Origin of the sequence: Salinisphaera japonica YTM-1, assembly GCF_003788585.1 — a bacterium.
Lineage (GTDB): Bacteria > Pseudomonadota > Gammaproteobacteria > Nevskiales > Salinisphaeraceae > Salinisphaera > Salinisphaera japonica.
In genome coordinates, this window is sequence record NZ_AYKG01000014.1 from 1 (window position 1) to 23,942 (window position 23,942).

At 64.7% G+C, this 23,942-nt stretch carries 22 protein-coding genes; 9 read left to right on the plus strand and 13 right to left on the minus strand.

The genetic code is table 11. From position 1 onward, the window contains the following. Positions 1 to 154: 154 nt before the first annotated feature. Entirely contained in the window at positions 155 to 436 is a 282-nt protein-coding gene (locus SAJA_RS05850) for a DUF4235 domain-containing protein (protein ID WP_123657731.1), read from the plus strand. Positions 437 to 457: 21 nt separating this feature from the next. On the opposite strand, the gene SAJA_RS05855 is transcribed toward SAJA_RS05850, so the two are convergent. Then, the gene (locus SAJA_RS05855; RefSeq protein ID WP_245963239.1) at positions 458 to 985 is read right to left on the minus strand and encodes a lipocalin family protein; all 528 of its coding nucleotides are present in this window, start codon (positions 983 to 985) and stop codon (positions 458 to 460) included. A gap of 128 nt (positions 986 to 1,113) precedes the next feature. Further along, complete coding sequence (locus SAJA_RS05860; RefSeq protein ID WP_123657733.1) at positions 1,114 to 2,622, minus strand: DcaP family trimeric outer membrane transporter; 1,509 nt, start codon at positions 2,620 to 2,622, stop codon at positions 1,114 to 1,116. A gap of 481 nt (positions 2,623 to 3,103) precedes the next feature. Between SAJA_RS05860 and SAJA_RS05865 the strand changes: the two genes are divergently transcribed. Then, on the plus strand, positions 3,104 to 4,186 hold the full coding sequence (locus SAJA_RS05865; protein ID WP_123657734.1) for an alpha/beta hydrolase: 1,083 nt from the start codon (positions 3,104 to 3,106) through the stop codon (positions 4,184 to 4,186). Positions 4,187 to 4,515: 329 nt separating this feature from the next. Continuing rightward, positions 4,516 to 5,229: a Dps family protein gene (locus tag SAJA_RS05870; protein ID WP_123657735.1), complete on the plus strand. Its 714-nt coding sequence runs from the start codon at positions 4,516 to 4,518 to the stop codon at positions 5,227 to 5,229. Positions 5,230 to 5,283: 54 nt separating this feature from the next. On the opposite strand, the gene SAJA_RS05875 is transcribed toward SAJA_RS05870, so the two are convergent. Then, complete coding sequence (locus SAJA_RS05875; RefSeq protein WP_184999766.1) at positions 5,284 to 6,123, minus strand: porin family protein; 840 nt, start codon at positions 6,121 to 6,123, stop codon at positions 5,284 to 5,286. A 122-nt stretch (positions 6,124 to 6,245) separates the two neighbouring features. On the opposite strand from SAJA_RS05875, the gene SAJA_RS05880 reads away from it, so the two are divergent. Further along, positions 6,246 to 6,977: a TetR/AcrR family transcriptional regulator gene (locus SAJA_RS05880; RefSeq protein ID WP_123657737.1), complete on the plus strand. Its 732-nt coding sequence runs from the start codon at positions 6,246 to 6,248 to the stop codon at positions 6,975 to 6,977. A 3-nt stretch (positions 6,978 to 6,980) separates the two neighbouring features. Here the strand turns inward: SAJA_RS05880 and SAJA_RS05885 are convergent, their stop codons facing one another. Genes SAJA_RS05885 through SAJA_RS05895 form a run of 3 tightly spaced genes read right to left on the minus strand, consistent with a single transcriptional unit; the run spans position 6,981 to position 10,565 of the window. Further along, positions 6,981 to 8,585, minus strand: coding sequence for a long-chain-fatty-acid--CoA ligase (locus SAJA_RS05885; RefSeq protein WP_123657738.1), 1,605 nt, complete (start codon positions 8,583 to 8,585; stop codon positions 6,981 to 6,983). Continuing rightward, on the minus strand, positions 8,582 to 9,790 hold the full coding sequence (locus SAJA_RS05890; RefSeq protein WP_123657739.1) for an acyl-CoA dehydrogenase family protein: 1,209 nt from the start codon (positions 9,788 to 9,790) through the stop codon (positions 8,582 to 8,584). Before SAJA_RS05890 ends, SAJA_RS05885 begins: the two co-directional genes overlap by 4 nt. Positions 9,791 to 9,797: 7 nt before the next feature. Beyond that, positions 9,798 to 10,565: an SDR family NAD(P)-dependent oxidoreductase gene (locus tag SAJA_RS05895; RefSeq protein ID WP_123657740.1), complete on the minus strand. Its 768-nt coding sequence runs from the start codon at positions 10,563 to 10,565 to the stop codon at positions 9,798 to 9,800. Between the two features lie 168 nt (positions 10,566 to 10,733). Here SAJA_RS05895 and SAJA_RS05900 point away from each other — a divergent pair, with 168 nt between their 5' ends. Further along, positions 10,734 to 10,925 (plus strand): DUF2795 domain-containing protein, encoded by a 192-nt coding sequence (locus SAJA_RS05900; protein ID WP_184999767.1) that lies wholly within the window; start codon positions 10,734 to 10,736, stop codon positions 10,923 to 10,925. Positions 10,926 to 10,997: 72 nt separating this feature from the next. Here the strand turns inward: SAJA_RS05900 and SAJA_RS05905 are convergent, their stop codons facing one another. The 3 genes from SAJA_RS05905 to SAJA_RS05915 are packed head-to-tail and all read right to left on the minus strand — an operon-like array spanning position 10,998 to position 15,050. Beyond that, on the minus strand, positions 10,998 to 12,431 hold the full coding sequence (locus SAJA_RS05905; RefSeq protein WP_123657742.1) for an alanine racemase: 1,434 nt from the start codon (positions 12,429 to 12,431) through the stop codon (positions 10,998 to 11,000). Between the two features lie 35 nt (positions 12,432 to 12,466). After that, a complete protein-coding gene (locus SAJA_RS05910; RefSeq protein ID WP_123657743.1) occupies positions 12,467 to 14,038 on the minus strand; it encodes an FAD/NAD(P)-binding protein in 1,572 nt (523 codons plus the stop codon). Further along, positions 14,031 to 15,050 carry a pyridoxal-phosphate dependent enzyme gene (locus SAJA_RS05915; protein ID WP_123657744.1) on the minus strand — a complete coding sequence of 340 codons (1,020 nt, stop codon included), beginning with the start codon at positions 15,048 to 15,050 and terminating at the stop codon, positions 14,031 to 14,033. The genes SAJA_RS05910 and SAJA_RS05915 overlap by 8 nt, the downstream gene beginning before the upstream one ends. 316 nt (positions 15,051 to 15,366) lie before the next feature. Here SAJA_RS05915 and SAJA_RS05920 point away from each other — a divergent pair, with 316 nt between their 5' ends. The 4 genes from SAJA_RS05920 to SAJA_RS05935 all read left to right on the plus strand — a co-directional run bounded on the left by SAJA_RS05920 (position 15,367) and on the right by SAJA_RS05935 (position 19,173). Continuing rightward, on the plus strand, positions 15,367 to 15,909 hold the full coding sequence (locus SAJA_RS05920; protein WP_123657745.1) for a hypothetical protein: 543 nt from the start codon (positions 15,367 to 15,369) through the stop codon (positions 15,907 to 15,909). 120 nt (positions 15,910 to 16,029) lie between these two features. Next, positions 16,030 to 17,178: an aldo/keto reductase gene (locus tag SAJA_RS05925; protein ID WP_123657746.1), complete on the plus strand. Its 1,149-nt coding sequence runs from the start codon at positions 16,030 to 16,032 to the stop codon at positions 17,176 to 17,178. 172 nt (positions 17,179 to 17,350) lie between these two features. Then, the gene (locus SAJA_RS05930) at positions 17,351 to 17,779 is read left to right on the plus strand and encodes a DUF2267 domain-containing protein (RefSeq protein ID WP_184999768.1); all 429 of its coding nucleotides are present in this window, start codon (positions 17,351 to 17,353) and stop codon (positions 17,777 to 17,779) included. Between the two features lie 122 nt (positions 17,780 to 17,901). Beyond that, positions 17,902 to 19,173, plus strand: coding sequence for a cation:proton antiporter (locus SAJA_RS05935; protein ID WP_123657748.1), 1,272 nt, complete (start codon positions 17,902 to 17,904; stop codon positions 19,171 to 19,173). Between the two features lie 11 nt (positions 19,174 to 19,184). On the opposite strand, the gene SAJA_RS05940 is transcribed toward SAJA_RS05935, so the two are convergent. The 4 genes from SAJA_RS05940 to SAJA_RS05955 form a co-directional block, all read right to left on the minus strand. Then, complete coding sequence (locus SAJA_RS05940; RefSeq protein ID WP_123657749.1) at positions 19,185 to 20,372, minus strand: MFS transporter; 1,188 nt, start codon at positions 20,370 to 20,372, stop codon at positions 19,185 to 19,187. Between the two features lie 387 nt (positions 20,373 to 20,759). After that, positions 20,760 to 21,206 (minus strand): FKBP-type peptidyl-prolyl cis-trans isomerase, encoded by a 447-nt coding sequence (locus SAJA_RS05945; RefSeq protein ID WP_123657750.1) that lies wholly within the window; start codon positions 21,204 to 21,206, stop codon positions 20,760 to 20,762. Positions 21,207 to 21,285: 79 nt separating this feature from the next. Next, the gene (locus SAJA_RS05950; RefSeq protein WP_221180142.1) at positions 21,286 to 22,161 is read right to left on the minus strand and encodes a restriction endonuclease; all 876 of its coding nucleotides are present in this window, start codon (positions 22,159 to 22,161) and stop codon (positions 21,286 to 21,288) included. Between the two features lie 214 nt (positions 22,162 to 22,375). Beyond that, positions 22,376 to 23,929, minus strand: coding sequence for an MmgE/PrpD family protein (locus tag SAJA_RS05955; RefSeq protein ID WP_184999770.1), 1,554 nt, complete (start codon positions 23,927 to 23,929; stop codon positions 22,376 to 22,378). Positions 23,930 to 23,942 lie beyond the last annotated feature (13 nt).

Consider the following 23,942-nt stretch of genomic DNA (forward strand, 5'->3'; position numbering starts at 1 on the left):
CGCTTTGACCTCTTGCGTTAGCGTCAAACCATCATACGGCGGGACTGAACACCTAGGGCGTGCTGAGGTTTCAGACGATCCGTAGCGATACGCGCTATCACGCCGCCCACGACGTGGCACACTTCATGTTCTGTCCAACAATGAGCAACACGCCATGAATCAGGCTGACAAGGAGCGTATCGTCTGGGCCGCGCTCAGCGCGGGTGCGGTGATCGGCGCCAGCATGGTCGCGCGCAAGAGCGCTGATCGGGCCTGGCGGCAACTGCGCGGCGATACCCCGCCCAAGGATGCCGCCGAGCCGTCCAACAGCTGGCGCGATCTCATCCTGTGGGCCGGCGCCAGCGGTCTGTCGGTCGCACTGGCGCGCTTCGTGGCCCAGGGAATCGTCAGCAAGCTCTGGCGCAAGCGGCTCGGCCGGCGCCCGCCCGGGCAGTAGCACCTTATCGATCGGCACGCCTCACGCCAGTGATACGTGTGACTCGGCCGGTTGCTGGGGCACTTTACGCAACTTGGACATGTCATAGCCGATCTGTCGCACCCGCTCGACCAGGGCATCGTAGGCGTCGTCACTAATCTGCGGCGTGGCCGCCATGATCCAGACGAAATCCCGGCGCTCGCGGGCCACAATGGTCGTCTGGTAGTCGTCGTCCACGTACGAGACCACGAACTGCATCTTGATCGGCCAGACAAACTGCATGGCCCAGACGGCGTTGCCGGTATTCGGCACCACGAAGCCCGTGGGGTTCATGGTTTTATGCGCGCCGTTCGGCCCGTCTTTTCTGAACGTGAAGGTCACATCGATCTGGTCATCGCCCTTGCGGCGATAACGCTCGATCGAGTTGTGGGCGGTTCGGGTCACCTTGGGCGGAATATGCGCGATGACATACCAGTCACGCATATAACGATCCAGATCCACGTTGTCGGCCGTGGGAAACGACCGATCCGGCGTGATGCTCGCCGCCGAAAAACCGAACGAGCGATTCATGAACGAGACCATGTGCGTTTCCCGTAGATAGCCGGCCGGGCGACCGGCCTTAAGTCAGTAGCGTGACTATGCGTGCTGCCCGGCCCGCTTGGCTATCCGTCCGATCACCGATCGGGGCAAGACACCGATCAGAACGCGTACTTGGCCGAAAACTGCAGCCGGTCGAGGTTGCCGTCGGCGCCCGACTCGATCTCGCGCTCGGCATAGATGTACTCGCCGCCGAACGACAGCGGGGTGATCGGGTTCCAGATCAGGTTCACGTGAAAGCTCGAGGCACTTTGCGTGGCTGCGTCGCGCGGGCCGAAATCGTTACGCCCGTTGTTGTCGACCTGGAGCGTGCCCAGCACCACGTTCGAGCGCCATTTCGGCGACCAGACATGCTTGTAAGCCAGATACCCCGAGGCATAGGAGATCGTCTCCACGTTGCCGTCGGCGTCGATCGTGCCGGCCGGAATCAGACCCAGTGCGACATAGCGGCCCAGGCCATCGCCGTAGGTCGAGAAGAACCGCAGATCGTCGCCGCCGTTGCCCACCTTCAGGCGCCCGGACAAGCGAAAGCCATAACCGACCGTCGCGTCCTCGTCGAAACGCTCGCCGGTCACCGGATCATCGATGCCTTCGTTACTCACCCGGCGCACGATGCCGCCAAAGCCGACATGGCCCAGACGATGCTCGATGCGATAGTCGGCGACCAGATCAGGCCAGTCTTCTTCCTGTAGCGTGGCTGTGGTGCCGGTGTTGGTGTCACGATCAAAGAATTCTTCCGTCACGCTCGGGTTTTCCAGCGCGACAGCGAAGTTGTTCTTGGTATAACGGATCTGGGTCTGGCGAATCAGGCTGATGGATTCAGACGGGCCGATCTGGTCCAGCGTTTCCGGCGTGGCCGAGGTATCCATGAAGGTCGAGTCGGTCTGGCCGAACAGCCAGGTCTTGTCGAGCTCGAAGATCGCATCGCGCAAGCGCATGCCGTATGAGCCCGTCGTGGCCTCGTTGGCATCGTCGCCGAAGAAATCGAACTCGACATAGCCCTCGATCTCGTGGCCGCCGAGCCGGGTATTGGTCAACAGATTGATACGTGTCCAGCGGGCCGAGAAATCAGTGGCCTCCGAGCCCGGGCCTTGGCCGACGTTCACGCGCGACGGCGTATACAACTCGCGCTGTCGATCGGTGGAGTCGCCGGTGCTGAAATTACTGAAATTGGCGTTGACCTTCACATACCCGCCGATGTCCGCGGTGGTGTGCTCGCCGATGCTGAACTGCAACGGGTCATTGTCTTCTGCGGCCGGTTTGGCGGCGACGAAATCAGCCTGCTCCCCGGCCTCGTCACTCAGCAGCTCCTGGGCCACCGGCTCCTGAGAGAAATCCGCGCGTGGCGTCTGGGTCTGTGACCCATCATCGGTGGAACTATCGGTGTTGGCCGCGACCGTCTGGTTATCGCCGGCCGCCGTGTCGGGCGTTTTCGCGCCGGCCTGCGGCTTGCCGTCCTTGGGCAGCGTCAATCCGGCAGCCTGGATGATCTGCTCCAGGCGTTTGACCCGGTCCTCGAGCGCTTCGGTAGAGGTCTCGGCCATCGCCGGACCCGTCAAACCGGCCATGCCGATGAACAATGCCGATGTCGTGCGCGGGATCAGCCGCATAAATCGCCCTCCGAAAAACCGCCAGGATCTGTTAGGGCCTGTTGCCGTTTCATACGAGTCCGCGCCAAGCGCTGTTTTGCGGCAAGACGAGGCGTAGCTCACGCCGCGCAGTCATTCTGCGCTAGTGGGCTAAAACGCTGTATTGCCGCAAAACAGCGCTTGTCCCGAAGGGTTGGGCCGCAAATCGCGCCCTGCGGCGTTACGAGTTTTGATCGTGGCACGCCACGACGCGGCGACTCGCGCCTTGCAGGACACGATTTGCGGTCTCCAACGCGGCGCTCGTATGAAACGGCAACAGGCCCTAGCAGGCGGCACGGTATAAGAGCGTTGTCAGTCATGCACTTAGACAAAAGTACGTCATAACATCACTGCATGACGCATACACATGATGCCGGTCTGTTTCGTTCTCCGATCGGCCAATAGAAGCCGGCCCGAGCGCCTTGCTACTGTCAGGTCATCACCTTCGCTTTTGTAATAAGCCATGACGTTCTCTCGTTTCGGGCTGACCTGTAGTTTGATCACGATCGGCTGGGTGGCCGGCCTGACCGCCGCGCCTGCCGCCGACCACACCGCGATGCGCGTACAAAGCACACACGACATCGAGCTGTTCGTACGCCACGCCGCGCCAACGCGCGACACGGATCAGCATCGCGCGGTGCTGTTCGTCCACGGCGCGAGTTATCCCAGCACCACGTTCGCAACGCCGGTGGCCGGCGGGCCGAGCTGGATGGATCGCATGGCAGCGCGTGGCTACGATGTCTATGCCATGGACGTGCGTGGCTATGGCCGCTCGACCCGCCCGGTCGCCATGCAGGCCCCGGCCGCCGATAACCCGCCGTTCGCCCGGGCGCGCGATGTCGTTTCCGATATCGACGACGTCATCGAGCGTATTCGCCGCGACAGCGATGTCGACACGGTGGATCTTGTGGGTTGGTCATGGGGCACGGTCACCACCGGGCTCTACGCAACCCGCCACGGCGACAAACTGAACCGGCTGGTGCTCTATGCCCCGGTCTACAGCACCACGAATACGGCCTGGACCGACAAACTGGCCGCCCCCGACGACACGGACACCCTGGGCGATATCGGCGCCTATCGCACGATCACGCGCGAGGCCGCCGATCAACGCTGGGCCGAGCAGATCACCGCGGATGAGCCAGGCGCCTGGCGCGATCCTGCTGTTTTCAAGGCCTGGTTCGATGACATGCTCGCCGCCGAACCCGGCAAGAATGCCAAGACCGTCAAGGCGCCGAACGGCGTACTGGTCGATATCTGGCATATCTTCCATGAAGACCCGATCTATGACGCGGGCGCGATCGATGTACCCACCCTCGTGATCCGCGGCGATGCCGATCCCACCTCAAGCAATGCCGATGCACTGGGCCTGTTTCATGCCCTGGGCACCGATACCAAGCGCTACGTGATCATCGGCAACGCCACGCATTTTGCAGCACTGGAAAAGAATGCACCGCAGCTGTTCGCCGAAACCGCGCTGTTTCTAGGGTCTGTTGAGGTTTTATACGAGTCCGCGCCAAGCGCTGTTTTGCGGCAAGACGAGGCGTAGCCCGTGCCGCGCAGTCATTCTGCGCTAGTGGACTAGAACGCTGTATTGCCGCAAAACAGCGCTTGTCCCGAAGGGTTGGGCCGCCCATAAAAAATCGAAGATGGGCGCCCTGCGGCGTTACGAGTCTAGATCGTGGCACGCCACGACGCGGCGACTCCCGCCTTGCAGGCCACGATTTGCGGTCTCCAACGCGGCGCTCGTATGAAACCTCAACAGGCCCTAGCGGGCACACGGTGAACACGATTGCCTCCAACGCCGGCTTTTTCGGCGTACCCCAGTAGTTCGACGCCGGGCGTCTATCTTTGCCCGCGCTTTGACATGGAGATTGCATGACTTATCGCACATTCGTGACCGCTGCCTCGCTCATCGCCACTGGCATTGCCACACCGGCCCTTGCCCAAAGCCAGGGCCAGGGCCAGGCCGACAAGACAACGAACCAGCAAGCGTCCAAGACCGTTGGCCACAACGCCCAGTATCCGCTCTCGGCTGACCTGCGCCGGGCCTCGAACCAGGCGCTGCAAGCCACCTTGTATGACCTGATCGCGCTCAAGCACGCCGCCCATCAGGAACACTGGAACGTCGTGGGGCTGGAGTTCTATCAGCTGCACGAGTTTTACTCAGAGCTCTATACCTCACTGAGCGCGCCCATCGACCGCACCGCCGAGCGGATTCGTGCCCTGGGCAAGGCCGCCGACGGCCGGCCCGGCAAGGTATCGAAAACCGCCCTGCCCAAGGCACCGCCGGTTGCCAAACGCTCGGCCAGGCAGACGCTGGCGCTGCTGGAAAAAGACTGGGCCACGGTGTCCAACGCGCTCTATCAGCGGATCGCCAAGACCGGCGACGATCTGGTCACCCAGGATCTGCTGATCGGCATCACCCACCGGATCGACAAGCAACTCTGGCAGCTCCGCTCACATCTGGCCCGCATGGACAGCCAGAACAAGCGCTCGAACACCGGCGATCGCGATACGGCCAAGCCTCAGGCCGCCACGAAAAACACGCCCCAGAGCAACAACGACCCAGACAGTCAGACCGTCAACTGATCCGCCCGGCTTGCGACACGCCCTCAGCCCGCAGGCCTTTGGCTTGCGGGCTTTTTAGAACGTCAGCCGGAGCCCAGCGTTCAGATTTACCTCGTGCGTATCGCTATCGTAGTCGGCTCGCGCTTGGCCGGCCGTGGCCACGTCGGCCTGTTGTGGGGTCTCGCGCGAGATATAGGTATAGCGCGCGGCCGTGAACACATGGACATGCGGGGCCAGCAGATAATCCAGGCTGAACTCGGCGCGCGCCAGCGGGGCATTATCGCTCGATACGTTGAGCGTTCGGAAACCCGGTGCCTGAATATCCAGCGTCTGCTCGTTGGCAAACGTCGAGGCGCCCATCAGGTCGATGCTGGCGATCAAGTTATGCACGATACCGATATCGGCCAGTACCCCGCCGCCCAGAAAATAGGTGTCGTAATCGCGGCTGTAATCGATGCCGTAACTGATGTCTCGCTGCCAGTGCTGATAGCCGTAGCTCAGGTAGGGCGTGATCAACACCCGGTCCGAGGCCGCGGCAGAAAAGCCGAACTTGCCGTAGGTCGAGACAAGATCATTATCGCTATCGCGGTCGTTGCGAGGCGCGTCGGCCCCCGACAGGCCATAGTCTGTCTCACCGCCACTGTAGGCCGCGCCGGCCTCGAGAAACAGGCCGTTATCGAACAGCCAGCCGCCGCTGGCTCGCACCTGGGGCAACCAGCCCGTGTCATGCTCGCGACGGTCGCCAATCGCTTCATCGTGGTCCAGATAGCTGGCCCCACCGGCAATCGAGACCTGTCGGTGCAACTCGACGAGCGCCGGATCGGCACCGGCCGGCGACAGTTCGGCAGCCGGTGCGGCCGTGGCCAGCCAACATGCCGCCGCCAGCCCACTCAGCGGGTATAACCGATTCCCCATCATTTCCCCTCGTCTGCTACAGACCGCACAATCGCGGGCTGTTACCCCTTGAACGAGGCGCTCAGGTTGCACATGGCCTGTAACGGTTTCATGACAACAACACTGTCGTAGACTTGACCGTCATGCCCACGCCGCACAGCCCAGCGCCGGATATTCTGGACTTCGACCGGTTCATGGCCGCGGTCGATCTGTCACAGACCGAGATCTGTCGCGCGCTGTATCGCGCCAACCCGCAGATGATCCGTATCAAGAAAGAGCGGGTGGCCGTGCGCAATCTGGCCCGCTTGATCGATGCCACCCTGCATCTGGCCAATCGGCGCGGGTTTGCGGCCATGAGCATGCGCGCACTGTGTCAGGAGGCCGGCCTGTCCATGGGCGGCCTCTATGCGCTGATCCAGAGCAAGGATGATCTGGTCGGCCTGATCCAGAGCCATGGCTTCATGCTCACCCGCCAGATACTGGCTGATTTCACCCACGGCATCATCGACCCGCTGGCCCGGCTGGATGCCGCGGTGACCAGCCATCTGTTTCTGACTGAGGCCATGCGGCCCTGGTTTTATTTCTCGTACATGGAGGCACGGCATCTGCCGGCCGCCCACCGCGCCGATGCACTCGCCATCGAGCGCGAGACCGAAGACCTGTTTCACGACATCATCGTCGACGGTATCGGGACCGGCCGGTTCGCAGCCGTCGATGCACGCCTGACGGCCTCGATGACCAAGGCCATGTTGCAGGACTGGTATCTCAAACGCGGCAAATACCGCGCCCAGAACACCAGCGTATCGCGCTACGGCGCCCACCTGCGCGGGCTGCTGCGCGCGCATCTGGGCCTGGCGCAGCCAGCCGTAGTGTGAGCTTCAGAATCGATCGCGCAGGACGTTCTTGCGTATCTTCCCGGTCGCGGTCTTGGGCAGTTCACAAAAGACCACGCGCTTGGGCGCCTTGAAGTGGGCCATGCGTTCGCGGCAATAATCGATGAGCGAGTCGGCGGTCAGCGCCGTGTCGATGGCCAGGGTCACGAACGCACAGGGCACCTCGCCCCAGGTCTCGTCCGGGGCGGCCACCACCGCCGCTTCGACGATCGCGGGGTGATCATAGAGCACGTCCTCGATCTCGAGGCTGGAGATGTTCTCGCCGCCGGAGATGATGATGTCCTTGGCCCGGTCCTTGATCTCGACATAGCCATCGGGATGACAGACCGCCAGATCGCCGGTGTGAAACCAGCCGTCGGCAAACGCCTCGGCGGTCTTGGCCGGGTTGTCCAGATAGCCGGCCATCACGGTGTGCCCACGGATACAGATCTCGCCGATGGTGGCGCCGTCGGCGGGCACCGCAGCACCGTTCACATCACGCACCGAGACATCCTCGATGGCGTAATTGGCCACGCCCTGACGCGCCATGCGCGCGGCCAGTGTCTCGGTATCCAGCGCTGCCCAATCGGGCTGCCAGACACAAAGCGCCGACGCGCCATAGGTTTCGGTCAGGCCATAGAGGTGGGTGATCGCGAAACCGATGGTCTGGGCCTTGCGGATCACGGCCGCCGGCGGTGCCGCCCCGCCGAGGGCGAATATGGCGGTCTGGCTCAGCCGCTTGCCGGCCGCATCGAAAGCACCGATCAGCGTGTTGAGCACGATGGGCGCACCACACAGATGGGTGACGCCGTGTGTCTCGATCTCGTCAAAGATACGCGCGGCGTCGATGCCCGGCAGACAGACATGCGTGGCGCCCATCGCGGTCACCGACCAGACATAGCCCCAGCCGTCGCAGTGGAACATCGGCAAGGTCCAGAGATAGACCGAGGACTGCGTCATCTCGAAGGCCATGGCGTTGCTCATGGCGGCCAGATACCCGCCGCGATGGTGATACACCACACCCTTGGGGTCGCCCGTGGTGCCCGAGGTATACGACAGCGTCAGCGGCGCCCATTCATCGGCCGGCGTGACCGGGGCAAAATCATCACGCCCGGCGGCCAGCAGTGTTTCGTAGGCCTGGCCGGGCTCGGGGGTGGCGTTGCCGGCGTTGGTGATCCACACCAGCGCCGGCGGCGCGGCCATCCGGGCACAGGCATCAAGCACGGTCGGAGCAAACACGGTGTCCACGATCGCGATCCGTGCGCGGCCGTGGCCCAGAATGAAGGCGATCGTGGCGGCATCCAGGCGGGTGTTGACCGGGTTCATCACCGCGCCCGCCATGGGAATGCCATAACGGGCCTCCAGCATCTCGTGGCGGTTACGCGACAAAACGGCCACCGTGTCACCGCTTACCACGCCGCAGGCGGCCAGCCCGGCAGCCAACGCCCGGGCCCGCTGCTCGAACTGGCGATAGGTCAGGCGAGCCTCGCCATCGATGATCGCGGTCTTGTCGGGATAGATCCGCGCCGAGCGTTTGAGAAACGATACCGGCGACAGCGGCGCGTGATTGGCCGCGTTCGGAACAAGCTGCGACCAGTCGGCCTGTGTCATGGCGTTTGGCCCGGCCAGTGCCAGAAATCCGTGCCCTCGGCCATCAGCGTCTTGGAAAAGACCATCTTGTGGACTTCCGAAGCCCCGTCCACCAGCCGGGCCTGGCGGGCATAGCGATAGATCCATTCCAGGACCGTGTCCTTGGAATAACCGCGCGCGCCGTTGAGCTGAATCGCCGTATCCACGGCCTTGTGCAACGTCTCCGAGACGTTGACCTTGGCCATGGAGACTTCTTTCTTGGCGAAACTGCCCTGATCCAGCGCCCAGGCGGCGTGCATGGTCAGCAGGCGCCCGGTCTGGATGGCCATGGCGGCCTCGCCGAGCATGCCCTGCACGCCCTCGCGATCAGCCAGGCGCACGCCAAAGGCTTCACGATCGGCCACATAATCGGCGGCGATCTCCATCGAACGCCGGGCCAGGCCCAGCCAGCGCATGCAATGGGTCAGGCGGGCCGTGCCCAGCCGAATCTGCGTCACCTTCAGGCCGTCGCCGACCTGCATCAGCCGGTTTTCATCGGGAATACGCAGGCCGTCGAAACGAATTTCGCAGTGCCCGCCGTGTTCTTCCGGGCCCATGATGGGTATCCGGCGCACGATCTCCCAGCCCGGATCATCGGCATGGAACAGGAAGGCGGTGAGGCCCTTGCGCGGATCGTCCGAGGTCTTGGCGATCAGGATGAAATGCTTGGCCACGCCCGCACCGGTGATGTAGTGCTTGTGGCCGTGGATCACCCAGTCATCGCCGTCGCGGGTGGCGGTGGTGATCATCATGGTCGGGTCCGAGCCGCCGCCCGGAGCCGGCTCGGTCATGGCGAACGACGAGCGCACATCGCCGTCGACGATCGGCTGGAGAAACCGGTCCTTCTGCGCCGGCGTGCCGACTTTCTCCAGCACCGTCATGTTGCCGTCGTCTGGAGCGGCGGCGTTGAAGACAACCGGGCCGAAGATCGAGCGGTTCATCTCTTCATAGCAGGCCGCCATGCCGACGATCGAAAGCCCCTGCCCGCCGCGGGCGACCGGCATCTGCAAGGCCCACAGCCCGGCCGCCTTGGCGCGTGCCTGCATGCGCGCCAACAGGTCGGGGGCGATGTTTTCATGCGCGTCGTAGCTGGCCGGATCGGCTTCCAGCGGAATCAGTTCAGCGTCAACGAAACGACGAATCGCATCACGAAAGCCGGCAATCTCGGGGGACAGAGAAAAATCCATAAAACGCCTACAACGAAGACTGGAGATGACCACCATCGACGGCGATCGTGGTGCCGGTGATATAACGACCGGCCTCGGAGGCCAGCAGCAGCAGCGCGCCGGCCAGATCGTCGATATCGCCGAGCCGTTTCTGTGGAATACGGCTGATCATTTTTTGACCGGGCGGTGTCTCGAAAAACGCTTGATTCATTTCGGTCGCGATATAGCCGGGGGCGATCGCGTTCACACGAATGCCGTAGCGTGCCCATTCCAGCGCCAGCGCCCGGGTGAGCTGCTCAACGGCGCCTTTCGAGGCGGCGTAGGGCGCGACCGCTGCGGCCACGCGATGCCCCAGTATCGAGCTGATATTCACGATCGAGCCGGCGCGCTCGTGGGCCGCCAGGCGTTTGGCACTTTCCTGGGCCACGCGCCAGACCCCGTTGAGATTGACCTCGATGGTCTTCAACCAGTCATCCTCGGCCAGGTCCATGGCGAACGCCGGCTGGGCGACCCCGGCGTTGCACACCGTGATATCCACACAGCCGAACGCGGCCTCGGCGCTATCGAAGGCCGCGGCCACGCTGGCCGAATCCGTCACGTCCATGGTGACCGGCTGCGCACGGCCGCCGGCCCCGCGGATACGCTCGGCGACCTCGGCCAGCGGGCCCTCGCGGCGGCCACACAGCACCACGCCGGCCCCGGCCTCGGCCAACGTCATGGCAAACCCACGGCCCAGGCCGGTGCCGGCGCCTGTTACCAGCGCCACGCGGCCGGTCAAATCGAATCTTTGCTGCATCATCTGTCTCCTTGGCCTCCAAAAATAGAGCGATCGCTCGGTTTTTGAATATGCGGCCTTTGTCGCATGACGCTCCGTAAGGCAACGGATAGGCAGGCGCGGCTTGAGCACAGACGATTGATAGCGCGCGCCGACCTACCGCGCGTCGTTTTCTTCCCGGAGCACGTGATGCAACAAGACCCGACCCAGCTCGCCAAGTATTTCGAAGGCGCTAATTTTCCGGCCACCGGCGGTAACTTGGCGGGCGTGGCCGCCGGCAACGGCGCCCCTGACGAGGTCATCGACAAACTGCGTGAGTTCGAAGGCGATCATTTCGCGGATGCCAACAAGGCCGTCGAGGCACTGACCGAACAGCGCTGATCGGCTGCGCGGGCCGCCTTGGCCCGCGTTGGCGCAAATTGATTCGACGTGGCCCAGCGTGAGCCGGGCCGGCTAGCCGTCGATGCCGTCGCGCACCAGTGCCCCGTCGGCGTCGATAAAGACATTGGCCGCCAGCTCGAACTGATGCGAGCGGCTTTCCAGAAAATGCACGAGATAACCGGCCGAGTTCGCCAGCACCAGGGTGTCGCCGCGGGCCAACCCCTGATCGAACACGAAACGACGCTTGAAGATGAACTCGGATTCCGTGCAGTACGTGCCGGTCAGATACGCCTCAAGCGGCGCGCCGGCCGCACGCTCTGGATGCGCGACCAGACACGGGTCGAACATCACCTCGGCAAACCCGGTACGAAACTGGGTGCGATTCATTTCGACGCCGGCCACATGACGCCCGGCCGTATCGGTCTTGACGTGAACCACCCGGGCCAGCGTCATGCCGCAATCATCCAGCACGCTGCGCCCCGGCTCGCAGCATAGCGTCACGCCCAGTTCGGCCAGATGCGCGTGCAGTGGCCGCCCGGCATGGATCGTGTCCAACACCGCGGCCATCCAGTCGGCCTGCACGAGATCATGTCCCGTGGGATAGGCATCCGGGGCGCTCCAGCCGCCGGTAGGCGTGGCCCGCCGGCCCAGAGCATCGTTGTTGTAGGTGATCGGGGCGCGCCGGCCGTCCAGTGCCTCGCCGTGGGCCTGCAGATAGGCCGGCCAGTCGGCCGGCTCGGCCAGGTAGCGCATCGGGATACCGCCGCCGATATCCATGAACGTGGGGCGATTCGTCTCGCGACGCCGCGCCGCCAGTACGCCTAGCGCCGGCAACAGACCCGCGATGGCCGAGGCCCGCTGGCCGTGCTCATAGCCGCCCAGGTGAAACTGCAGCCCGGCCAGATCGAGCGTATCGGCATGGTCGCTCAACACGCGCTCGATGAGCGTGGCCAGCCTGTCGACGTGATAGCCAAACCGTGAATGCAGCGTATCCCCGGCGTGCTCGAAACCGGCCACCCGCAGGCCGACACGACACACCGTGCCCTGCCCGGCCGCGCGGGCCGACAGCTGGGCCAGTTCTTCGTCGTTATCCACGATGACCGTCACATCGCGGGCCACGCACAGCGCGATCAGCGCGTCGGGTTTCACCCCGGCCGTACACACGATGCGGGTGCCGGGGACGCCCAGATCCAGCGCCTGCTGGACCTCGGCCAGGCTGGCGGCATCGATGCCGAAGCCGTTATCGCGCGCGGCTTTGACATACGACAGGCACTTGTTGGCCTTGCGCGCGAAAAACGGCGTGAGTGCCAGCCCCCGGGCGGCGCCCGTGTCCACGAGAGCCTGCATATGAGCCACAAACGGCACGGTGGATTGAACGTTGAGCGGCGAGCCGTAGCGGGCCAGCAGCGCGTGCGGGGCATGCTCGGCAAGACATGCACTCATCCACGGGGCAAGCCGGGCGCGCAGGGGCACCACGCCCCGGCAGCCGGTCGAAAGATCAGTCATAGGCGCTCGTTCATATCGGGGCCGGATGGCATCCATCAGGCCAGGCGGTCTGTGTGGGCCAGGCCGTCGAACACCGTGGCCGCCCAGTCGCGCATCGTATCGTGCAGGCGCCGGCTCAAGGTGTCGTTGCCCAGCACCGACAGCTCGGTCACACGGCCGATTACGGCCAGCCCGGCGACAGGCCGGCCGCTGGGGGCATGGATCGGCCGGCCATGCGCGTTCACGGCCAGCGTGTCGTAGGCCGTACGCGCCAGGCGTTCACGCGCGACGAGCCCGGGCAACGGCCCCGCTGGATCCAGGCGATATGGCGGGGCAATGGTGGCATCGATATCACAGGCCGCATCCGCCGGGGCGCCCAGCGCCGACAGATCCACCTGCCCGGCGTCGATGAGTGCCAGCAGGCGCGCGATATTGCTCGCCGCCGGGCCGAAGGCGATCCGCTCCATCTCGGTGGCCGCGGCCCGGAACGCGTCCCAGGCCGCCGGCGCGAGCCCGTCGTGGCTGACGATACGCACCAGCGCGGGATAGGCCCCGCGCCAGACGAGTGCCAGCGCCACACCCGGCCCGGGCGGGCAGCGCCCGGTGGCCATCGCCCAGCTTTGCCGCAGCGTGGCCCGAGCCTCGTCGGCGCTTTGATGGGTGTCACACCAGGCGGTGAACCAGGCCCGTGTGGTGCCCGGCGCCGCCTGGATATAGGCATCGGCCGCGGTTAAAAACGCCGGCCAGATACCGCCGACGAAATCATGAATCGGCCGGGGCCGCTCGGCCAGCCAGCGCGACAGCTCGGCGACGATATCGTCGCGGGCGGGCGTGGCCTGAATCACGCCGGGATCCGGTTTGGCCAGCATGGGCCGGCCGGTGCGCGAGACCGGCCGGATACACGCCGGCTCGTGCCCGCTGGCCCGATAGCGCAGCTGCCCCGACCCACGCGTCTCGAACCGCCCGCCCCGGCCAACGGTCAGGGCGAGCGCCGCATCGATGAAGGTCAGGCCAAAGCCCTTGCAGCGCAGCGCGGCCCCCGGCGTGTCATCGTGTTCTGCCAGCCGCGCGGCGGGAAACACCGATACCGGGCGCGCGCCCGGCTTGCTCTGCCAGGCCTGGTGGCCGGTCGTGATCAACACCTCATCGGCCCGATCGGTATGGCCGGCGCCCGCGATCTGCCAGCGCGCCCCGCAGCGGCTGACCTCGTCGACAAAGGCCTGTCGGTGCACAAGGCGCACGTTGGCCGGCAAGCCGCGCGCCAGTATCTCGTAGCAGGCCATGAGATAGCGCCCGACGGTGGCCCGGGGCACATAAGCGCCGGGATCGGCGCTGGCCGAGTTCGTGCGGGCCAGCCAGTCCACCAATGCAGGACGCTGTGCGTTGCTCGCAAACGAGCGGTCCCAGGCATCGATCAGCCCGGCGGCGAAGTTCATCAACAGATAGTCCGGCTGGTTCGGATCGTAAACCGGCCCGGCCCCCGGCCGGGCCGCCGGGTCAAGCAACGTGATCGCCAGGCGGCGATGCGGATAACGCGCGGCCCAGCCACACAGGCAGTCGAGGGCAAACAGCCCGCGCGGGCCGCCGCCCACGATAGCGATCGCTCGAGTGGGATCCGCCTCAGGCATCGATATCGTCGATCATGCGGCGGATATCGGCCGGTGAGAGCCCGAGTTTGTGGGCCACCCACGCGTCGTCGAAGATCGTATCCAGATAGCGCGTGCCGCTGTCGTGGAGAATGACCGCGACCCGCTGACCGGCCAGCTCGTCGGCCAGGCCGCGCACGGCTTCCAGCACGCCGCCGCCCGAGCCGCCCACTAAAAGCGCCTCGCGCTCGGCCGCCCGGCGACAGCCGGCCACACAGCGACCGTCGCCGACACGTACCACGCGTGAAAACACCTGGCCCTTGGCAAGCCCCGGCTCGCGCCCGGCGCCCATGCCGGGAATGAAACGCGTGCCGGCCGTCCCACCAAACAGCGTGCTGCCCTGCGCGTCCACGGCGATCACGCGCGTATCGCGGCCCTGCTCGGCCAGATAATCGCGACAGCCCTGGGCGGTGCCGGTACTGCTAGTGGCCACGAACAGCGTATCGATCGCCCCGACCATGGCGGCATCGATCTCCACGATCGCCCCGATCTGATGGGCGCCGGGGTTATCGCGATTGATGTATTGGTTGAGCCAGACCGCGCCCGATGTCTCGGCCACGATCTGCTCGACGGCCGCCATGCGCGCAGCCAGAAAATCCCCGGCCAGCGGCTGGCTCACACGATGAATCGTGGCCCCCAGCGCCGCCATGATCGCCACGTTCTGTGCCTGTGCGTTCACATCCACCACGCAGATCAGCGCGATCCCGTGGTAACGACAGATCTGGGCCAGGCCGATGCCCATGTTGCCCGACGACGACTCCACCAGCGTGGACTCGCGCGTGATATCGCCACGCGCCAGGGCCTGCTCGACCATGTGCCGGGCCGGGCGATCCTTGGCCGAGCCGCCGGGATTGGCCGCCTCGAGCTTGGCGAAAAGCACAATATCCTCGCGCCCGAGATAGCGCGTCAGCTGCACCAGCGGCGTATGGCCGATCAGATCGACCACGCCGACCGGCACGGGCGCGCCATCCGGCATGCGGGCGGGTTCAACCATGGCGATACCTTGTCAGGAAAACGAGACCGTCGCCCAGTCGCAAACACGCTGCGGCGATAGCGTTCGTGGCGAGGACATTACAGCGCACGATCGTTGACGTATTTATCGAACGACAGTGCCGCGGCGTCAATCCGTATCAATCATGACGCGCATACGACGCTCCCATGCCCTGCTCGTTGATGGCCCGCGCTCTACTATCCGCGTGGCGTATTCGATGCAGCCTGGTGCCCGGCTCGCGATCAGGCAGCGGCCAGCTAACCCGGCGTATATTGATTGTGTATTTCCGGGCCACTACTGGCCGTATCGGGGTGTTGTCATGCGTGTTTCGTACTTTGTTGCTACCGGCCTGCTCATGCTGGCGGCCCCTGCCTCTGTTCTGGCGGCGTGCACGCCGGGCACGGCCACTTACGACTATCCTGAGCAGCGCCTGGACCAAGCACTGCAACAGTTTGCCCACACCAGCGGCTGCCCGGTGGCGGTCAATACCGGCGCGCTGGGCAGCACCCAGGCCAACGCGCTGGACGGCCAATACACCGCCGCCGATGCCCTGATTCGCCTGGTACGCGGCAGCGGCTTCGAGGTTCACCTGGATAACGGCCAGTATCGCGTGAACCACGCCGATGCCCAAGCGTTACAGCGCCGCATCAAAACGCTCACGCGCGATATCGACAGCGTCGCCGATGCCCAGGCACTTTCCAAGACGCGAGAAGCCGCGCTGCGCAAACAGCTGGGCGCGGTGTGGACAAGCGCCCAACGGCTGATCCGAGAACAAGGGTTTTTAAGCGCGGCCGAAAAAGCCAGCTACAACCGCACCTTCGCCTATATCACCGGGCAACTGAAAGCAGCTGTCGGCCGCTGACCGGCAGCACGGCCGCATCACCGCTCGGCCTGAACCGGCATCATGGCCCGGGCCCGCAACCTGATTATTGCTCGTAACTATGGCAACGTAGAAGACAATAACCTCTAGGTAACAAGATTTATGGCAACTCGTCGACAAATCCTGAGTGGCGCGGCTGCTTCCGTGGCCGGCCTGGTCAGCGCGCGTGTATTCGCCGCCGAAAGCAACAGCACGCCGGCCAACAACATGGCCTGCGAAACGCCGAGCCAGGCCCTGCCCAGCGCCCTGCCGGACAACCCGCCGCTGGCCTCCAAGCTGTTCCCGCCGAAATACAAATACGGCGTCGGCGGCACCCAGCTCGGCAATATCTTCGAGGTCACCCCGGATGATCAGGCCCAGGCCATGCTCGAAGCGGCCTGGGCCGTGGGCACGCGTCTGTTCGATACCGCGCCGTTCTATGGCTTTGGCCTGTCCGAGCGTCGTCTGGGGCATTTCCTGGACGACAAGAACCCCGAGGACTATGTCCTGGCGACCAAGACCGGACGTCTGCTTAAAGCCGACGCCAACCCGCCGAATCCGGGCATCTGGAAAGGCGATCTGAACTTCTCTTATCAGTTCGATTTCACCGCCGCCGGCACGCGGCGCTCGGTCGAGGACAGCCTGCAGCGTCTGGGCGTGGGCAAGATCGATCTCGTGACCATTCACGACATCACCGAGCCGATGCTGGGCAAGGACTGGCGCGAGCAGCTGGAAATCGCCAAGAAAGGCGCGATGCCCGAGCTTACCCGCATGCGCGAGGAAGGCATCATCGGCGGCTGGGGCATGGGCGTGAACAACCTCGAGACCTGTCTCGAGGCCATGGACGCCGCCGATCCGGACATCATGCTGCAGGCCACGCGCTATAACCTGCTCGATCACAAAGAGGCCCTGGCCAAGCTCTTTCCCAAGGCACGCGCCAACGATGTCGCCCTGATCATCGGCGCCCCGCTCGGCGCCGGCTATCTGGCCGGCACCGAGCGCTGGCTCTATGGCGGCGATGTGCCTGCCGGCTTTGCCGACAAGCGGGCCCGGATGGACAAGCTCGCCAACAAACACGGCACCGATCTGCGCACCGCGGCCCTGCAGTTCACCACGGCCCCCGATATCGTCGCCGCGACCATCCCCGGCGCGCGCAACGCCGAGCAGGCCCGGGCCAACCATGCCTCGATGACACAGGCCATACCGGCCGCGTTCTGGCAGGAGATGAAACAACAGGGCCTGATCGCCGAGGATGCCCCGACGCCGGGCTGATCGGCCCCTCATCGGCCCCTCATCGGCCAACGCCGCGGCAGCGGACCGCCCGGATCGATCGATGATCGCGTCGGGCGGTCGTCATTGCCCCAACTCCGTAATGGCGCGTATTGCAGGCCTCGGCCTGGCCCACCACATTGTCGGCAATGGTTCTTCAACGACAACGGATGTTATGTCCGACCAAGGCTTGCCGATCATCGATCGCACGGTTCAGGAAACCAATCGCTGGCTCAACGCCCTGATGGAAGACACCGGCCAGAGCGATAAAACGTTCGCCCTGGCTGGCCTGCGCGGCGTACTGGTGACCCTGCGCGACACCATGCCGGTCGATCTGGCGACCAATCTGGGCGACCAGCTCCCCCTGCTGGTACGTGGTATCTATTACGAAAACTACGTGCCCGCCAAGACACCGCACCTCGAGCGTACAAGCCGTGACTGGGCGGCTTCGGTCGCCGCGACCAGCGATAATCTGGATACCGCCACGGCCATGACCCTATCGCGCGCGGTCTATGCGCTGCTGCGTCGCGAGCTTGATGCCAACATCGTGGACAAGGTCAGCGATGCGATTCCGGCCGATCTGCGCGTCGAATTGATGGGCTAGATCCGCCCCCCCGGAACCGCGCGACGGATACGCCCCCTGCGGCCCTGTCGAATCGACAGGGCCGTTTTTTTGTTGCCGGGCGCTACACTGGGCAGCCATGCGTATCCCTGCGGGATCGATAAATGAACGTATTTGAACTCACCGGCCTGCTACTTACGCTGACCGCGCTTTTCGCCTGGCTCAACCGACGCTTGATCGGTCTGCCTTCAACCGTCGGCGTGATGCTGCTGGCGCTGGTGTTCTCGTTGCTGGCACTGGCGGCCGTGCCGTTCGGGGCCGATGTGGCCGGCCCCGCCGGCGATCTCGTCAACGCGGTGGAGTTCAATCGCACCCTGCTCGACGGCATGCTGGGCGCGCTGCTGTTTGCCGGGGCCATGCAGGTCGAGGCCAAGAAACTGTTCAGCGAGCGCCTGGTCGTCGGCCTGCTGGCAACACTGGGCCTGGGGCTGTCTACGATCATTGTCGGCACGCTGACCTGGGGCGTGTTCATCGCGCTTGATCTTGGCATCGCCCCGATCTATGCGTATCTGTTCGGCGCGATCATATCGCCGACTGATCCCGTGGCGGTGCTGGCGATCCTGCGGCGGGCCGGCGTGCCCAAGACGCTGGAGATCCAGTTCACGGGCGAGTCGCTGTTCAACGACGCGATCGCGATCGTGCTGTTCGTGGCGCTGTCGGAAGTCGCCGATCCGAACATCGCCGCCAGCCTGGAGCCGGGTTATCTGATCCAGCTGTTCTCGGCCGAGGCCATCGGCGGTATCGGCTTCGGGCTGGTGGTGGGCCTGGCTGGCTTCGTGCTGCTACGCGGTATCGACGACTACAAGACCGAGGTTCTCATCACGCTGGCGATGGTCATCGGCGGCTATGCCATGGCCTCGGCGCTGCATGTCTCGGGCCCGCTGGCGATCATCACCGCCGGCCTGCTCGTGGGGCATCACGGCCGCGACAAGGCCATGTCCGAGCACACCCGCGACCGCGTGGATACGTTCTGGGAGCTGATCGACGAGATTCTGAACGCCGTGTTGTTCGTACTCATCGGCCTGGAAGTGCTGCACATCAGTTTTTCGACCAACGCGATCATCGCCGGCCTGGCGGCTATTCCGATCATCCTGGTGGCCCGTTTTGTTGCCGTGAGCGTGCCGATCACGATCCTGCGCACGCGCCGCAGCTTCACCCCGCACGCGATCAAGATTCTCACCTGGGGCGGCCTGCGCGGTGGCATCTCCGTGGCCCTGGCCTTGTCACTGCCTGAAAGCGATGCCCGCAACCTGATCGTCAACATGACCTATATCGCCGTGATCTTTTCCATCGGCGTACAGGGCCTGACCATCAGCCGCGTGGCCCGACTGGCCCGTACCGATGATGAAGCCGCGGCGTCTGAAAAGACGGCGTAGCTACCAGGGCGTCAGCACATCGTCCGGGCGGTCTGGCGCCCGGACGGCCAGCGCGCGGCAATCGCCATGCAGACACCGCCGACCACCGAACACACCCCGCACACGCCACAGACCGCGAGCCAGCCCAGCCACTCATAGAGCCCGACCAACAGGCTCGACCCCACGATGCCGCCGGCAAACACCGCGGCCACGAACACTGCACTCACCGTGGCCGACTGGCGGCGCGAGAAATAATCGTTGAGCAACACGATCTGCGTGGCCTGTTGAAAGACCATGGCCGCACACATGGCCACCACGCCCACCGCCAGCGCCACGGCGCCGCCGCCGATCACGCCGACCAGGCCCAGCACGAAAACCAGCGCGGCGATGGGCGTGGCGTTGGCCAGACCGCCGGCCCAGCGGGTGGCCGCCGGCGCGCCCAACGAAGTCACGATACCCGCGCCGTAGCCGGCATAAACCAACATGAGCGTGCGCGTGCCGCCCCCGCCGTAACCGATCTCCAGCGGCAGCACCGTGAGAATCGCGGTGAGCGTGGCAAAGGCCAGCGCCAACCCCGGAAACGCCAGGCTCACCGGCGCTCGCCAGGATTGATCCGTCTCGGCCACGGGCGCGCTCGTGGCATCGGTGGCGGCCGGCCCGCGGGCCACGTTCGTCAACGCCGGCGGATGGCGCAGGATCACGGCCGACACCACCAGCGCGGCAGTCGCGGCCAGCCCGCCCAGCTGCCAGTGCGCCCAGCCGGCCGAGGCCAGCGCGAACAGCCGCCCGGCCACGCCGCCCACGATCGTGCCCGCCGTGTACAGCGCCAGATCCCGTGCCCGACTGTTCGAGGCCGCCAGATTCGACGCACTGGTGATGATGGCCGGTATGAGCAGGGGCAACAACAGCACCTGCATCGCCCGTAGCACGAAGTACGCCGCCGGCGACTGGGTAAATGCCTGCACGGCGAACAGCACCGCCAATATCAGCTCGATGACCACAATCATGCGCAGCGCGCGCTCGAGCGTGATGAAGCGGGAGAACAACACCGGCCCGGAGGTCAGCACGATAAAAGCGAACGTCATCGGCATGGCCGCCCAGACGGCTGCCACATCAAAATCAGCCTGGATGCGTGCCACCAGCGGCTGCGGGAAATACAAAGCCACACAGGCCGCCGCTGCTGCCACCGCCAATCGAATACCGTCTCGTGCACCGCTCACCATCAGCTTCATCCTGCGCACTGGCGCTTCTTATCGGGCGACCGGCTACTGTGGCATACAGCGAGTGGCGGCGGGCTTCATATATCGTTGCCGATCCTCGCAACACGGGCTCGCCCGCAAACCCGGATCGGCCGAATCGTTTCCCGTCGATCAGCTAACGGCCAATCGGGCCCAGCGCCGCTAGCCTGCCGATGCGGGCCGCGCGCTGGCGCTGATGACGACGTTCGCGCGACCCAGAGCTGATGGGGCAGCCCGTCTGGTATTACACAGACCATTCTGCCGACGTTTAGGTCACTGCCCGAGGCCCGTGTTGAACGGCCTCTCAGCGGCCGGCGTCAGCGGTCGGTCGAACGCGGACTCACGCCAGCGATAGCCCGGTTTAACACGCTATTGCTCGACGTCTTTCAGCTCCACGTCAAAGATCAGCGGGGCATTGGGCGGAATACGGGCGCCGGCGCCCTGCGCGCCATAGGCCATGTCCGCCGGGATGATCAGCGTGCGCTCGCCGCCGACCTTCATCCCCTGCACGCCCTTGTCCCAGCCCTGGATCACGCGCCCGGCACCCAGTACAAACGTGAATGGCTGCCCGCGATCCAGCGAGCTGTCGAACTTCTTGCCGTGATTGTCCGGGGCATCCGCGTCGTAGAGCCAGCCGGTGTAGTCCACGGTCACGTCGGCGCCCGATACGGCTTCGGCGCCGGTTCCGACCTTGGTATCAATCGTCTTGAGCTCGGCGACTGTGCTGTCTGCAGCCGCGGCACTCGTGGCCACCAGGCCGAGTAAACAGATCGTGACCAGGGCAGCGAAGCGCTGCTTCGGCTTGTTCGTATGCATGTCTGGCACCGGTTTTGGAGTGGATCAGCCACCAGCATAGAGCATCGTGGCGACGCTACCTTACGCACGCCGGCCGGGCTCATCCAAGCGTAAAACGCCGCCCTCTGCAGGCCGGGAAGCGGGAACAGCCAAAAAAAGACGGGCCGGGTTGGCGCGCGTTTCGCTCGACCATGGCCGAGCCACACAACGGGCAACGCGACCGGCGGTTCGGATCGATATCGCGCAGCCCGGGCATCGATCCGGCGTCGATGAAGGACACTAACGTGTCAGCGTCGATCACATAGATCGCGTTATCGTTACAGAAGACCCGGGCGTGCGGTGTCAGGTGGTTGGAGGTCGCCAGTACCGCCTTGCGCGCGTTCTTGGCATGCAGGGTACCCAGCAGTTTGCGCGCGGTCGCCACGCCGACCGGTTTGGATAACCAGTGCTTACACTGAACGAGCAACACGTTGTTCCGCTCGCGCAAGACGATATCCACGCCTTCATCGGCCCCGTCGGGCGTCACCTCCGCGGCAAACCCCTTGGCACGAAAACTGGCCGCGATCAGATGTTCGAACTGAAGCCAACTCAAGTTGGCGATATTGTCGGCGGTTACGGGTGCCGGAGAATCGCGCGAGCTGGATAATGCCCGCCCGGGGCCGGCGGTCGTCGGTGGCCGGAGATCGCTCGGGTCAAGCGTGGGTGCCGCGTGCTTCGGGCCGTGTCGTTGCGCCCAAGCTTCGACCGGACCACGCCGGCTTTTCGACGATGACCGCTGGCGCACGAACGCCAACAGCGCGCCCAGCCAGCACAGCCCCAGAGTCGCCCATGCCAAAGGCGCGAAGCTGGCGTCATGGAACCCGGCCGTGATTGCGATCAGATAGGGATTGCCCGTGACGGCGCCGGCCCAACCGATGCCATAACGCACGAGCGCGTAGCCAATCACCGCCAAAGCAACCCCTGGGGGCCACGGCATCGCTGCGATGACGTCCAGCCCGCTCGCCTGCCTGCGTCGTCGTCGCCGGCCCATCGGATCACGCCCCCTGGCGTTGTCTTGTCTTCCCATACGGGCGCCCCGGCATCGTGCTACGGCGCCGGCGTCACACACACAAAGGCCCGAACACCTTGCAGGCGTCCGGGCCGTGATTATCGGGCTATGGAAAAGCGCGCTTCAGCGCCGCCCGAGGCGGTCAATAAATACCGCGGGTCGCCGGTGTGTCGAGCGTGCCGGCGTCCACAATCAGATTGATCTCGGCGAGCGCGTCGCCAGACAGTGAATCCATGTCATTCACGGCGGCGATGAAGCGGGCCCGCTCGTTATCACTGACCAGATCCTTCGTGTAGTCGGCCAGCTTGGCCTCGTAATCGGCGCGTTGCCACGGCGTATCGCCGCCGGGGTGCGCGTTGGCACGTGTTTTCTCGTCGGCCACCTCGGTCCCGTCGGCCAGGGTGACGATCATGCGCCCGCCGTAGGCCTGCACGTTCGGGTCCTGGTCGTGGTAGAGATCTTCCCAGCGCTGGTCGAACTGGGTTTCGATCCGGGCCATCAAGGCGCGCAGCTCGTCTTTCTCGGACGCCGTCATCTGATAGGCACGGTCCTTGTGGAACTCGCCGGTCTGAATACAGCGGGCGATGGCGAACATGATGCTGTGATCGAGCGTGCCGCGCGGGGAATCCGGGTCGATCTTCTGCGGGTCGTTGGCATCGGTGCCGATCACATGATGCGTGTGATGGCTGGTCTCAAGCACGATCTTCTCGATCTGGTCCAGATCGATACCGTCGCCCTGCTTCGGCAGCTGGTCACGCAGCTGCAACGCCAGATCGATGATGGCCTGGCCCTGATATTCGAAGGCGTGCTGCTTGGGGTACGTCTTCATGATATTGGCAAGTGCATCGACGCCCGGCTCGGCCAGCTCGATCTTGTAGACCGCGCTGTCGTCGTCGCGCCCGTTGAGAAAACGACGAATGATGGAATCCACGCCCTCGTAGACCGGGTTCGGGCCTTTCAGGCCGTGCATGGCGTGATGCACCGCCTTGATTGAAATCTCGGCGGAAAAACCGGGCACGAACTCTTTCTGGGCCCCGATATCGCCCTTGCGCGACTGGCGCGAGGAAATCGCGTTATGTACCGCGAAATTGATCGCGTGGTACGTCTGCTCGGTCGTCAGCCCCAGCATCGACGACAACCCCGCCGCCGTGCCGGCCGCGATATGGGTCATGTGATCGACCTTGTGCTTGTGCAGACAGATGCCCGTGCCGTCGCCCGTGCCCACAAGTGCCACATGCACCTCGTAAGCCACCACGACACCGCGCAGCATATCCGCCCCGCTTACGCCCAGCTGCTGGCCCACCGCGATGATCGGCGAGATATTGTCGTCCGGGTGCGAATACTCGGCCGCCAAATAGCAGTCATCGTTATCCAAAAACCGCACGGCGACCGCATTGGCAAACGCCGCCGGCACCGGGGCGAATTTTTCCGTCAGCCCCCAGATCGTCGCGCTGCCTGTTCCCTGCGAGGCCAGCGCATCGGCGCGTGCCACTTTCACCGCCGTCTCGTTGGCCGCCCCCAGTGCGATCGCCGCGTTATCGATGATGCGGTTCTTGGCCATCGCCACCGCCTCGTCATCCTGCGGCGCATCCTTGGCGCGGGTGGCCAACTCGGCCAGTTTCCAGGCCAGTTGTTGCTCGCGGGCCAGCTCACCGCTGGCTTTTTCGACGGCAACCGTGTGAATCGTAGCGGTCATACAACACATTCCT

What these genes read in the sequence shown, in the direction of transcription:
- SAJA_RS05935 (WP_123657748.1), top strand. Translation starts at nt 17,902, where the DNA reads ATGAACGTATTTGAACTCACCGGCCTGCTACTTACGCTGACCGCGCTT.
- SAJA_RS05885 (WP_123657738.1), bottom strand. Translation starts at nt 8,585, where the DNA reads ATGACACAGGCCGACTGGTCGCAGCTTGTTCCGAACGCGGCCAATCAC.
- SAJA_RS05870 (WP_123657735.1), top strand. Translation starts at nt 4,516, where the DNA reads ATGACTTATCGCACATTCGTGACCGCTGCCTCGCTCATCGCCACTGGC.
- SAJA_RS05920 (WP_123657745.1), top strand. Translation starts at nt 15,367, where the DNA reads ATGCGTGTTTCGTACTTTGTTGCTACCGGCCTGCTCATGCTGGCGGCC.
- SAJA_RS05915 (WP_123657744.1), bottom strand. Translation starts at nt 15,050, where the DNA reads ATGGTTGAACCCGCCCGCATGCCGGATGGCGCGCCCGTGCCGGTCGGC.
- SAJA_RS05880 (WP_123657737.1), top strand. Translation starts at nt 6,246, where the DNA reads ATGCCCACGCCGCACAGCCCAGCGCCGGATATTCTGGACTTCGACCGG.
- SAJA_RS05910 (WP_123657743.1), bottom strand. Translation starts at nt 14,038, where the DNA reads ATGCCTGAGGCGGATCCCACTCGAGCGATCGCTATCGTGGGCGGCGGC.
- SAJA_RS05905 (WP_123657742.1), bottom strand. Translation starts at nt 12,431, where the DNA reads ATGACTGATCTTTCGACCGGCTGCCGGGGCGTGGTGCCCCTGCGCGCC.
- SAJA_RS05875 (WP_184999766.1), bottom strand. Translation starts at nt 6,123, where the DNA reads ATGGGGAATCGGTTATACCCGCTGAGTGGGCTGGCGGCGGCATGTTGG.
- SAJA_RS05955 (WP_184999770.1), bottom strand. Translation starts at nt 23,929, where the DNA reads ATGACCGCTACGATTCACACGGTTGCCGTCGAAAAAGCCAGCGGTGAG.
- SAJA_RS05900 (WP_184999767.1), top strand. Translation starts at nt 10,734, where the DNA reads ATGCAACAAGACCCGACCCAGCTCGCCAAGTATTTCGAAGGCGCTAAT.
- SAJA_RS05925 (WP_123657746.1), top strand. Translation starts at nt 16,030, where the DNA reads ATGGCAACTCGTCGACAAATCCTGAGTGGCGCGGCTGCTTCCGTGGCC.
- SAJA_RS05855 (WP_245963239.1), bottom strand. Translation starts at nt 985, where the DNA reads ATGAATCGCTCGTTCGGTTTTTCGGCGGCGAGCATCACGCCGGATCGG.
- SAJA_RS05945 (WP_123657750.1), bottom strand. Translation starts at nt 21,206, where the DNA reads ATGCATACGAACAAGCCGAAGCAGCGCTTCGCTGCCCTGGTCACGATC.
- SAJA_RS05930 (WP_184999768.1), top strand. Translation starts at nt 17,351, where the DNA reads ATGTCCGACCAAGGCTTGCCGATCATCGATCGCACGGTTCAGGAAACC.
- SAJA_RS05860 (WP_123657733.1), bottom strand. Translation starts at nt 2,622, where the DNA reads ATGCGGCTGATCCCGCGCACGACATCGGCATTGTTCATCGGCATGGCC.
- SAJA_RS05865 (WP_123657734.1), top strand. Translation starts at nt 3,104, where the DNA reads ATGACGTTCTCTCGTTTCGGGCTGACCTGTAGTTTGATCACGATCGGC.
- SAJA_RS05895 (WP_123657740.1), bottom strand. Translation starts at nt 10,565, where the DNA reads ATGCAGCAAAGATTCGATTTGACCGGCCGCGTGGCGCTGGTAACAGGC.
- SAJA_RS05850 (WP_123657731.1), top strand. Translation starts at nt 155, where the DNA reads ATGAATCAGGCTGACAAGGAGCGTATCGTCTGGGCCGCGCTCAGCGCG.
- SAJA_RS05950 (WP_221180142.1), bottom strand. Translation starts at nt 22,161, where the DNA reads ATGCCGTGGCCCCCAGGGGTTGCTTTGGCGGTGATTGGCTACGCGCTC.
- SAJA_RS05890 (WP_123657739.1), bottom strand. Translation starts at nt 9,790, where the DNA reads ATGGATTTTTCTCTGTCCCCCGAGATTGCCGGCTTTCGTGATGCGATT.